The organism is Flavobacterium aurantiibacter (assembly GCF_002251775.1).
Taxonomy (GTDB): domain Bacteria; phylum Bacteroidota; class Bacteroidia; order Flavobacteriales; family Flavobacteriaceae; genus Flavobacterium; species Flavobacterium aurantiibacter.
Window position 1 is genome coordinate 1 of sequence record NZ_NOXX01000120.1, and the last position, 11,412, is coordinate 11,412.

The following is an 11,412-nucleotide window of genomic DNA, read 5'->3' on the forward strand; positions in this document are numbered from 1 at the left end:
GGTTAAGCTGGGTACATGATTCGTAAAAGGGTGAATTCATCGAAGCCTTAATACTCCAATCTTAATACTTAAAAGTCTTTACACCAGCCTTCGATAAACTCACGTAACAGCTTTTTAAGCGCACGGAAAACACTGAACCTCACAGAATTTTGCGCAATAGGGTACCGTTGAGGAAAACACAGAACGTATCAAGCCACCAAAAAATCGCACCAGCCTTCAACAAGCTCAGGCACAAACGCAACTTGAAAAATGCCCAATGCAAGGTTAAAATGGCGGTAAGTTCCCTTGANAATAGGCTGTTTTATAGATCCAATTGGTATAACAGGTAGATTTTTATTGGGATACTATAGTATCGCAAAAAAATCAAACGAAGTAAGCAGCCGTTAATCTGTTTAGCCTGGAAGTTGTTCATTTCGGTTGCAATTTGATTGCACAATCTTTTCATTTCAAGCGTTCTGACAAAGATTTTTAATCGAAGTCAGGTTCATAGACTAGGGAAGGCGTTCGCCGTACGAATTGTCGGTTTCCGGATTTCGCAATTGCGATTTTATTAAAACCTTGACATAATGACGGTTACGACGCTCTTTTTTCGAATTATCGCGCTTGTTCACGCGTTTGTCGTGCACAATTTCATTCAAATCGTTTAAATCTTCCAGATCCGTCACGTCTTTTATCGATGTTCGCTTAGGCATACCGTAAATACTGTTTCGTTCAAAAATACGGGATTTCAGCAGCGAATAAACTACTTTAACAATCGTTCAAATACTTTTTATTTGAGGCTTTTTTCGGTTTTGGGCGTGCCGGCGCAACTGTCTTAGCCAATACCGTAAGGGCGCCGTCGGGCTTTCCGCTCTATCCCCAATTGCCATTGGGGGATGCCGCTGCAATCCCTCACGCAAATAAGTGCACGAAATTACGTCCGCACGAAAAGGAACTTTACTTCAATTTAGTAAACGATTTTATCAGAACTTTTTCCGATCCGTTCACCACCGCAACTTCAATCGGTTCGTTTTGCTTGTTTCGACCTTCAACTATGTAGAGTTTTCCGCCCTGAGTAGGTTTGTTACTACGGCCAAAATCAACGTCGCCATACGTCATGATTTTCCGAACATCTGCCGTATCAATTTTTAAAACTTGCATCAGCATACGAGCCGAATCGCTATAAACAGCTGGCTTACGACGAATGTCCTTCAAAACACGCGCATTCGGAAAATACGAACAACCCACATCTTTCCCGCCAATCATGTAATACACAAAAATGGCGCCGATTGTACATCCAAATAAATAATAGGCTAAACGTTGGTAAAACTTCATGCTGATATTTTTTGCAAAAATAGCTTAAATAAATACGTGCCTCGTGCAGCTTTTTGTACAATTTAACAATGCCATTGCAAGCATTTCCGAGCAAGTAAAATAACTAGAAATCCATTAAATAAAATATTCAATAAATCGTATTTAATCAATTCAAATTCAGAACTTAAAACACAATCAAATTAATGTCGCTGTACGCAAAACTAAACCAATCGGCAACGGTTTTATTTGTAAAAATTCCGTGATATAGGTACACGCCGTGTTTCAATCCTTGATCGCAACGAATTGCCGCTTCAATACCGCCATCTTCCGCAATCTGAAGTAAATAGGGCGTAAGTATATTGCTAATCGATAACGATGCTGTTTTACTGTATCGCGACGGAATATTGGGAACACAATAGTGAATAACATCGTACTTGACAAAAGTGGGTTTTTCGTGCGAAGTTATTTCCGAAGTCTCAAAACATCCACCGGTGTCTATGCTCACATCAACGATCACGGCGCCTTTTTTCATGTGTTCAACCATGGTTTCGGTAACAACAACCGGACAACGGTCTTTACCGCGCATGGCTCCAATGGCAACATCCGTGCGGCGTAAGGCTTTTAAAAGTGCTTTAGGTTGTATGGTCGAGGTAAAAATCGGAACGTTTAAATTGTTCTGTAATCGGCGTAATTTGGTAATCGAATTGTCGAATACTTTTACATTGGCACCTAAGCCAGTGGCCGTTTTTGCGGCAAATTCGCCCACCGTTCCGGCACCAATTATAACCACATCCGTTGGTGGAACGCCTGTAATATTGCCAAACAACAACCCTTTCCCTAAAGTATCGTTGATCATTAGTTCTGCGGCAATCAATACTGAAGCTGTTCCCGCAATTTCGCTTAACGACTTAACTGCCGGATACGAACCATCCGAATCTTTAATGAATTCGAAAGCAAGAGCGGTAATCTTTTTCTTTTGTAAGGCTTCGAAATGCTCTTTCCGACGTGTTTTTAGTTGTACAGCCGATATCAACAAGCTGTCGGGTTTCATCATTTCAATTTCTTCGATGCTTGGCGGTTCGACTTTTAAAATCATCGGGCACGAAAACACTTTCTTGGTATCGTGCGTGATTTCCGCGCCAGCGTCCGAATATTCTTTATCGCTGTACGACGAATGCAAACCAGCGCCCGCTTCCAAAATAACGCGATGTCCGTGCGAAACCAACGAATTTACAGCATCAGGTGTCAAGCAAATCCGACGTTCTTGAAAACGCGTTTCCTTCGGAATTCCAATAAACAATTCGCTTTTTTGCTTGCTTATTTCGAGCTTTTCTTCTTGCGGAAGCAGCTGTTGGTGCGTAAAAGGTGTAATCGACATAGTGCATTTGCTTAGGCCGCCCTAAATTAAACAATCCGATAGATGTTTTTAACGAATGTTTACATTTTTTTAATTCCTAATTTGAAGCTTCCGATCGCCATTTTCCAATAATTCAATCGAAATCAACGTATTGGAATTCGGAATTAAATTCGGCGTTTTATCCGGCCATTCAATAAAGCAGTATGATCCGCTGTAAAAATACTCTTCAATACCAAAATCAAGCGCTTCGGCTTCCGATTTTAAGCGATACAAATCGAAATGATACGCGGCAGCTCCGTTCGCAATCTCGTATTCATTTACAATAGAAAACGTCGGACTTCCTCCCACGCGACCGCCACCCAATTGAAAAACGAGTTCGCGAATCAAGGTAGTTTTTCCAACACCCATTTCGGCGTCAAAAAGTAAAATACGATGCTGGGCGTTTGCCAGAATAAAGCTCGCCGCCGCAGGCAAATCGTCTAAAGAAAAAGTCAGTTCCATTAATTCTTTGGATTGAAAACGAGAAAAGGAACAATCATTTCCTCCAACGAAATTCCGCCGTGTTGGTACGAATTCCGGTAGTAACTCACGTAATGATTGAAGTTATTCACATACGCTAAGAACAAATCGTTTTTTGCAAAAATGTATGAACTCGACATGTTAATCGTGGGTAAGCCAACAGATTTCGGATCTTTCACCACATACACATCCTTTTCCTCATACGTTAAACTCTTACCCGTTTTATAACGCAAGTTCAGCGACGTATTTTTATCACCAATCACTTTCGAAGGATTCTTAACGTTAATTGTACCGTGATCCGTAGTGATAATCAGTTTAAAACCAAGCTTTTGTGCCTGTTGAATGATTTCCAACAGCGGCGAGTTCTTGAACCAACTTTGAGTTAACGAACGGTAGGCCTTATCATCTCCGGCAAGTTCTTTAACCACGTCCATTTCGGTTTTTGCATGCGAAAGCATATCTACAAAGTTGTAAACAACCGTCACCAAATCGTGACCTTTCAAACTCTTAAAGCTGTCTACCAATTTCTTACCCGAAACTAAATTCGTAATCTTGAAATACTCTTGTTTAATATTCAAACCCAAACGACGAATTTGTTCCGTTAAAAACTCTGCTTCATACAAGTTTTTTCCTCCTTCATCAATATCGTTTTTCCAATATTGCGGAAATTGCTTTTCCATTTCTACGGGAAGTAATCCACTAAAAATGGCGTTGCGCGCGTATTGCGTGGCTGTAGGTAAAATGGCGAAATACGGCACTTCTTTCTCCAATTTGTAATGATTCCCAACGGTCGATTCAAAGGCTTTCCACTGGTCGTATCGCAAATTATCAATCACCACAAACAATATAGGTGCTTCTTTCTTTTTGATTTCCGGAACAACTAATTCGCGAAACAAGGTATGCGATAAAACCGGACGGGCCGCTTTGGGCTGCATCCATTCGGCGTAATTGCGCTCAATAAACTTTCCGAATTGCGAATTGGCTTCTGCTTTCTGCGATTCCAAAATTTGAATCATCGCCTGATCTTCAATATTTTCCAACTCTAATTCCCAGAACAATAACTTCTTGTAAAGGTCGGTCCAATCTTCAAACGTATTTACCTGCATGAGTTCCATAGATATCTTTCGAAACTCTTTCTGATAATCGAGAGTGGCTTTTTCAGAAACGAGACGCGAGTGATCTAAATTCTTCTTCAAACTCAATAAAATCTGATTCGGATTTACGGGTTTGATTAAATAATCGGCAATTTTCGAACCAATAGCTTCTTCCATGATGTACTCTTCTTCACTTTTGGTAATCATGATTACAGGCACTGCCGATTTCTTTTCTTTCATTTCGGCGAGCGTTTCCAAGCCATTCATACCGGGCATGTTTTCATCCAAAAAAACGATGTCAAAATCGCCACTTTCAAAGAGCTCAACGGCGTCTCTACCGTTGTTGCAGGTGGTTACCTGATAGTTCTTTTTTTCTAAAAACATGATGTGAGGTTTAAGAAGATCAATCTCGTCGTCAACCCATAAAATTTTGATAGCACTCATACGCTCAATTTTTGTTGCAAGATAAAAGTAAGGATGTCATACTTTCTTAAAACTATAATAAAGCTCAAAAAGTATGCACGTAAGTATTTCATTTAAATTTGATAAATTTACAAGAACAAACATTTTTTCATGCGCAAATATCTGCTACTTTTTTCAGCATTACTATTGGTTTCGTGTTTAAAAGATCGTCCGGGAGATACCGAATTTGATTCCTACAAAAACAGTTTTATTGATGCCTACTGGAAGTTAAATCCGGAAGCTGCTGTGGCGAACGGAAATCATGCTTACGACAGTTTACTGGTAGTTCCGAACGCCGAATCTCGAGCTAAAATGTTGGAATTCGTTGAAAATCAACGTGAAAAATTACAAGATTTCGATACAAACGATTTGAGTACTTTGAATAAAATCGATTGTGAATTGCTGAAAAATCTGCTGGCACAAATCGAATTTTCTGTGAAAGAACTCAAGTCTTGGCAATGGAATCCGGCCGAATACAACGCCTGCGGACAGTTTTCAGAAATTCTCACTACTGTAGATGCTAAAAACACGAAGAAAATTAATGAACTCGCATATCGTTTGCAGTTTGTTCCTGAGTATTATGCTGCAGCACGCGAAAATCTCAAACAAGTAACCAAAGAACACCTCGAATTAGCTATTGCGCAAAACGACGCGGCTAAGTCGGTATTTACAACGGATTTGCCGGAGCTTTTCAAGAATTCGACACTGTCAAAAAATCAAAAAGACAAGTATTTAAAAGCCTGTGAAGCCGCTGAAGAAGCAGTTACCTCTTACGTACAATTTTTAGAAAGCAAACGCAACGGACCTTTTAGAAGCTTTCGTTTAGGAACCGATTTATACGCAAAGAAATTTGATTTAGAAATTAATTCAACATTCTCATCTAAAGAAATTTACGAACGAGCACTTAAACATAAGGATTCATTGCACGCGCGCATGTATAACCTTGCAAAAGAGCTTTGGCCAAAGTACATGAAAAACGAAGTAATGCCAACCGATGAACTTTTGGTCATTCGAAAAGTTATTGATGTACTTTCGCTCGATCATGTAAAACCACAAGAATTTCAATCGGCTATTGAGAAGCAAATTCCAGAATTAGAACGATTTGTTCGCGAAAAGCAGCTCATTTATATCGACTCTACCAAACCGCTAGTTGTGCGAAAAGAGCCGGCGTATATGGCAGGTGTGGCTGGTGCATCGATTTCATCGCCGGGTCCGTACGATATTGAAGGAAATACGTATTACAACGTCGGAAGTTTATCTGGTTGGGATGCTGCCCGAGCCGAATCATACCTGCGTGAATACAACAATTACACTTTACAAATTTTGAATATCCACGAAGCCATTCCCGGACATTACGCACAGTTGGTGTATAGTAATCAATCGAAAAGTTTGGTAAAATCGCTTTTTGGCAACGGCGCTATGATCGAAGGTTGGGCGGTTTACACGGAGTTGATGATGCTCGAAAACGGCTATAAAGCCACACCAGAAATGTGGTTGATGTACTACAAATGGAATTTACGCAGTACGTGCAATACAATAATCGACGTGGGAATTCACACCAAAAATTGGTCGGAAAATCAAGTAATCGATTTGCTTACGCGCGAAGCTTTTCAACAAACCGCGGAAGCTGAAGGCAAATGGAAACGCGCCACTTTGTCGCAAGTACAATTGTGCAGCTACTATACCGGATTCTCGGACATCGTGGAATTACGTGCAGCGTATCGTAAGAAAATGGGCAACAAATTCAATTTAAAGCAATTCCACGAACAGTTTTTGTCGTACGGAAGTGCGCCCGTCCCGCTGATTCGTGCAGCAATGTTGGAGTAGGAGCTGCCTTTTTAAAAAATGATTATGAGAAAAGTACTTCTAATATGCATTCTTTGCTTGTCGCAGCATAGCCTGTCGCAAGTAGTAAGCAGTTTTGGCGCCTACGAAGCACAAGGCAATAAAGTGAGCGACCTCGACGCACGCTACAAAAGTGCACTTCATACCAATCTCGATTTGGCGGTGTTTAAGACAGAAGACGAGCAACGCAGTTTTACGGAAGCTTATCAAAATATGCTGGCCGAGTTCGGTTCGTTTTTAGCCAAATCTGATTTCAGCTGGGAGCAACAAACCCGCGGTTTCAATCGGATCTACTTCAATGAAAACGGTACCGTTGATTACTTCTTATTCGATTTCAAAAATCTAGACGCAAAAAAAGCAGCTACCTTTCAGCAACTGCTTTCTGAATTTTTGAAAACGTATAATTTTCCGATCAAACCTAAGATCAAGTTTGCTCAATGTTCACCGGTCGTTTACAAGTAAGGGCTATTCTTCTCGATAATCCGAATTCCATACCACCGAACTCAAGTTCTGTTTGTTCATAAACAAACAGTAACCCGCCACGGCAATAACCGATTTAAACATGAACAAAAACAAAATGAAACCAGCCATAGGAACCGTTTCCCCCAATCGCGAAATCGGTGCGCAAAGTGTCAGTAAAATCGATACAACTACGCAGGTAAACAAAAACGTATTCAGGTTTCGAAGCGGAAAGGCTTGTATTTTACGCACAGCACTTAAATCGGTTCCCCATTTGTCGATAAGGTAGTACAAACCATCTCCGATGTACGTAAACAACAACGGATCGTCGTAGCTTTTCAACTTAAACGATTTTGCTGGCGCCAAAATAAAAAACGAGCTAATCGTAGTATCGTGCTCTTTCTCTAGCGCACGAACTTTAGTTATGGTATCTTCCGGAATTCCGCTGATGAAAAGCGAAGACGGCAAAAAGCGTAAACGGTACGACAGCGCCAATTCGCGAATAGACTCCAAACTATAAACGCGCGACAAATCTAATTTTTCTTGCTTAAAGAGAGTTTGATATTTGCGATCTGAGTTTTCGATACGCGCTTTAATGTCGGCGCGTTCGCGATCTAAGTTCTCAAAAATCGCACGGATCGTATTTTCAACATGCAAGGCTTCCTTCTTGCGAAGGTCTTTCAAGGATTTTTCTAAATCGACAACAGGCATTTTCATATACTCAAAAGTTTTTATAAAAATAGCGAAGTAAATGAAGCTGTTGAAATAAACAGATGTTAAAGTGTTGGCGTTTAGTTGGCTAGCTTTTTTAACTACTTTTCCATAAAAAATTGAAAAAGCAGCGTCTGCTCAGCGAAACTTTGCCTTAAAAAACAGCCGTTACAGCACGATTAGCGCAACGTAGCCTCGAATTGCTTCGCGAAAACGTCGGTTAATTTCGACATTACTTTGTCAATCTGACTGTCAGTCAGCGTTTTATCCTTGTCTTGCAAAACAAAGCTCAATGCGTACGATTTTTTGCCAGCAGGTAAATTTTCGCCTACGTAAACGTCGAATAAGTCAACCGACTTCAACAAACTTTTCTCGGTTTGTTTAGCGGCTTGAGCCAAATCGTTAAAAGAAACCGACTCGTCGAGCAGCAGTGCCAAATCGCGACTCACTTCTGGGAATTTTGGAATGTCGGTAATCTTTAACTTCGTGGTAACGCGCTTGCAAACGGCTTCCCAATCGAGTTCGGCGTAAAAAACCGCTTGTTTGATGCCGTGCTTTTTCAACGATGCTCCGTGAACCAAGCCAATGCTAGCTAACGTACCTTCGCGATCAAACAAACGCAAACCTTCGCTAATCGATTCCGAACTGAAACTCTCATTGTCGTAACGATCAATTCCTAAGCGTTTGAGAATATTTGTTACAATGGCTTTCACTTCGTAAAACGAGGTCGGTTGTGCTGGAGTAATCCAGTTTTCGCCGTATCTATTTCCAGTTATTACTAAGGTTAGTTTTTTGGCTTCGTGGTACGCACCGTTATTGGTGTGATATACTTTTCCAAATTCGAAAAACTTCAAATCTTTATTCTTGCGATTGCTGTTGTAGGCAACGGCTTCCAAAGCCGAATCGAGCATATTGGTGCGCAATACAGCTAAATCCGAACTAAGCGGATTCAGTAATTTGACAGCATCTTCCGAAGCATATTCCGGCGATGTCAACGAATTGGCCATCATTTCATAGAAACCGTTGGCAGCCAATTGTGTGGCGATGCTGTTTTCCAATTTAAACGATTCCGTTCTTGGCGAATTCGCAACAGTAGCGTTCAATTTCTTTGAAAACTGAATGTTGTTGTAGCCGTACACGCGAAGTATCTCTTCGATAACGTCTATTTCACGCTGAACATCAACACGATACGGTGGAATCAACAATCCCAAACCGGTATCGGTTACGCTATTGATTTTGATATCTAGCGAAGCAAGTATTTTCTTAATTGTATCGGCAGGAATTTGCTGTCCGATGATTTTCTGTGCTTTCTGTAAGTTCAGAAATACGGTAAACGGCTCGATTTTCTTGGGATGAATGTCGATGATATCCGAAGTAATTTCGCCACCAGCCACTTCTTGAATCAATAAAGCGGCACGTTTTAATGCATATTCTGTAATGTTCGGATCAATACCGCGTTCAAATCGAAACGAGGCATCGGTGCTCAAACCGTGTCGTTTGGCTGTTTTGCGAACCGAAACCGGATTAAAATACGCACTTTCCAAGAAAATTGCCGTGGTTTCGTTCGATACACCCGAATTTTTTCCACCAAAAACACCTGCCAAGCAAAGCGGATTTTGCGCATCGGCAATTACCACATCGTCTTCGTGCAACTCGCGTTCTTGATCGTCGAGTGTGAGTAATTTCTCCCCAGCTGTGGCCGTTCGAACGTTTATTTTCTGACCGTTTATCTTCGCGGTATCGAAGGCGTGCAGCGGTTGTCCGAGTTCGTGCAATACGTAGTTCGTAACGTCTACCACGTTATTTTTCGGCGTTAAGCCAATAGCTTTAAGTTTGTTTTGCAACCACGTCGGCGAGTCTTTTACGGTTACGCCCGAAATGGTAACGCCGCAATAGCGAGGCACCAGTTTGCTGTCGGCTACTTTTACATCAATTTTGAGTGTGCGCTTGTCGACGCGGAAGCTTGAAATCGATGGGGTTTGCAATTCCGGAACGCTCGATTTTTGGAGCAAGCCGGCACGTAAATCGCGAGCTACGCCGAGGTGCGACATGGCATCGGCGCGGTTTGGAGTTAATCCGATTTCGAAAATGAAATCGCTTTCAATATTGTAGATGGCGGCGAGTGCGGTTCCGGGTTTCAGTTTGCTGTCGAGCACTAAAATCCCGTCGTGACTGCTGCCGAGGCCAATTTCGTCTTCGGCGCAAATCATGCCAAAGCTTTCAACGTCTCTAATTTTTCCTTTTTTAATGGTAATCGATTCGCCGCTGTGCGTATGCAAAACCGAGCCGATAGTGGCTACAGGAACTTTTTGTCCGGCGGCAACATTGCTGGCACCGCACACAATTTGTAGCGGAGAAGCTTCACCCACATCAACGGTAGTTACTTTCAAACGGTCGGCATTGGGGTGCTTTTCGCAGGTAAGTACATGTCCCACAACCACGCCTTTCAGTCCGCCTTTAACCGATTCAAAAGCTTCTACGCTTTCCACTTCAAGACCTAAATCGGTGAGCACTACGGCGAGTTCGTCCGGATTTTGGTCGGTTTTCAAAAATTGTTTCAGCCAATTGTAGGAAATTCTCATAGCAATAAAAAATCTGCGCAAATATAGTCACCTAATTTCAAACACGACTTGCGAATTGGGCTTGGAATGAAAAAAAATAGCGGCCACAACGCGGCAAAAAGGGCAGGCTAGGACAGGGGTTTGCAACACCCACCTGCGACGCATTCATTTTCAGATCCTTGACATTAAAGAACGTGTTACATGAATCGTATTTTTCTGGGCACATCCTGCCGCAGGTGTTTGGTGGAAGTTCGTGCAGCGGCAGGTCGGGCTTTTCACTTCAAGGCGCAACACGCAACGGCGTTTCAGCTACGGTTTTTGCACAGCTTCTTTCAGTCGCTGCACCAAAACCAGCTTCAATCTCCCTTTCGCGTTACGGCTTTCCGTTGCAATCCCTTGTGCGGGAAAGTGCGCAGAAACGTGTCGTTGCAAAAAATACGTGCGTTAGTAAAAAATACCTATAAATAGGTAGTTTTGGGAGCGGAGAAACGCGTAAATTAGCAAAGGATAAAAAAGATCAATTTTTTAATAACCTAGACTAAAAGCGAAACAAGTGTCCGATTTAACAGATTCAAAATACGCATAAATTTATTGGTGCAATTTGCTGTTTTTAAATAGATTAATCTTGTTTTTGAAGATTGAGAAAATGGAAGGGATTTTGCTAATTATCTAGTTGCCAACCATTTTAAAACCGCTTAATATGAAAAACATACTTTTAACTATTCTTTTTCTATCAACATTAAATTGCTTTGCGCAAGACAAACTTGTTTTTAATACAAAATTTGTTCAAAGTGAAGACAAATGGGTTGCCTTTGAAGCTGACTCTGTTGGTTCTCATAATTTTGGTTTTATATACATAGATTCGCAAGCTGGATTGACTTTAGATTACGCTAGATCATTTAAGATTGATAATAATGGAAAGTTCATTATCAAAAAGAAAGAATTAGATGGCTCAATGAAAGTTAGATTACAACCTAACAATAGATTAGTTGCTATCATTCCTGAATCACATTATTCTGAATTAGGCATTTCAAAATTTCCAGAATGGCTAAAATATTATAAAGAAAATCACTACTGTCCGATAAAAACTAAAGTTAGTCATTTTTCGACT

Annotated in this window: 10 protein-coding genes; 3 read left to right on the forward strand and 7 right to left on the reverse strand. The window is 41.1% G+C overall.

Features of this window, described 5'->3' with window-relative positions; genetic code table 11:
- Positions 1-491: 491 nt before the first annotated feature.
- The 5 genes from CHX27_RS02015 to porX all read right to left on the reverse strand — a co-directional run bounded on the left by CHX27_RS02015 (position 492) and on the right by porX (position 4,707).
- On the reverse strand, positions 492-692 hold the full coding sequence (locus CHX27_RS02015) for a hypothetical protein (RefSeq protein ID WP_094485097.1): 201 nt from the start codon (positions 690-692) through the stop codon (positions 492-494).
- Between the two features lie 244 nt (positions 693-936).
- Complete coding sequence (locus CHX27_RS02020; RefSeq protein ID WP_094485098.1) at positions 937-1,314, reverse strand: DUF4258 domain-containing protein; 378 nt, start codon at positions 1,312-1,314, stop codon at positions 937-939.
- Between the two features lie 163 nt (positions 1,315-1,477).
- Positions 1,478-2,671 carry an alanine dehydrogenase gene (locus CHX27_RS02025; protein ID WP_094485099.1) on the reverse strand — a complete coding sequence of 398 codons (1,194 nt, stop codon included), beginning with the start codon at positions 2,669-2,671 and terminating at the stop codon, positions 1,478-1,480.
- Between the two features lie 69 nt (positions 2,672-2,740).
- Entirely contained in the window at positions 2,741-3,151 is a 411-nt protein-coding gene (tsaE, locus tag CHX27_RS02030) for a tRNA (adenosine(37)-N6)-threonylcarbamoyltransferase complex ATPase subunit type 1 TsaE (RefSeq protein ID WP_094485100.1), read from the reverse strand.
- Positions 3,151-4,707, reverse strand: coding sequence for a T9SS response regulator signal transducer PorX (porX, locus tag CHX27_RS02035; RefSeq protein WP_094485101.1), 1,557 nt, complete (start codon positions 4,705-4,707; stop codon positions 3,151-3,153). Before porX ends, tsaE begins: the two co-directional genes overlap by 1 nt.
- Positions 4,708-4,836: 129 nt before the next feature.
- On the opposite strand from porX, the gene CHX27_RS02040 reads away from it, so the two are divergent.
- Both CHX27_RS02040 and CHX27_RS02045 read left to right on the forward strand, forming a co-directional pair.
- Positions 4,837-6,552: a DUF885 domain-containing protein gene (locus CHX27_RS02040; RefSeq protein WP_094485102.1), complete on the forward strand. Its 1,716-nt coding sequence runs from the start codon at positions 4,837-4,839 to the stop codon at positions 6,550-6,552.
- 24 nt (positions 6,553-6,576) lie between these two features.
- Complete coding sequence (locus CHX27_RS02045) at positions 6,577-7,032, forward strand: hypothetical protein (protein WP_133063390.1); 456 nt, start codon at positions 6,577-6,579, stop codon at positions 7,030-7,032.
- A 3-nt stretch (positions 7,033-7,035) separates the two neighbouring features.
- Here the strand turns inward: CHX27_RS02045 and CHX27_RS02050 are convergent, their stop codons facing one another.
- Complete coding sequence (locus CHX27_RS02050) at positions 7,036-7,746, reverse strand: hypothetical protein (RefSeq protein WP_094485104.1); 711 nt, start codon at positions 7,744-7,746, stop codon at positions 7,036-7,038.
- A gap of 173 nt (positions 7,747-7,919) precedes the next feature.
- Positions 7,920-10,322, reverse strand: a complete 2,403-nt coding sequence (gene pheT / locus CHX27_RS02055; protein ID WP_094485105.1) for a phenylalanine--tRNA ligase subunit beta — start codon at positions 10,320-10,322, stop codon at positions 7,920-7,922.
- Positions 10,323-11,001: 679 nt separating this feature from the next.
- Here pheT and CHX27_RS02065 point away from each other — a divergent pair.
- The coding region (locus tag CHX27_RS02065; protein WP_133063391.1) for a hypothetical protein at positions 11,002-11,412 on the forward strand (411 nt) is incomplete at its 3' end.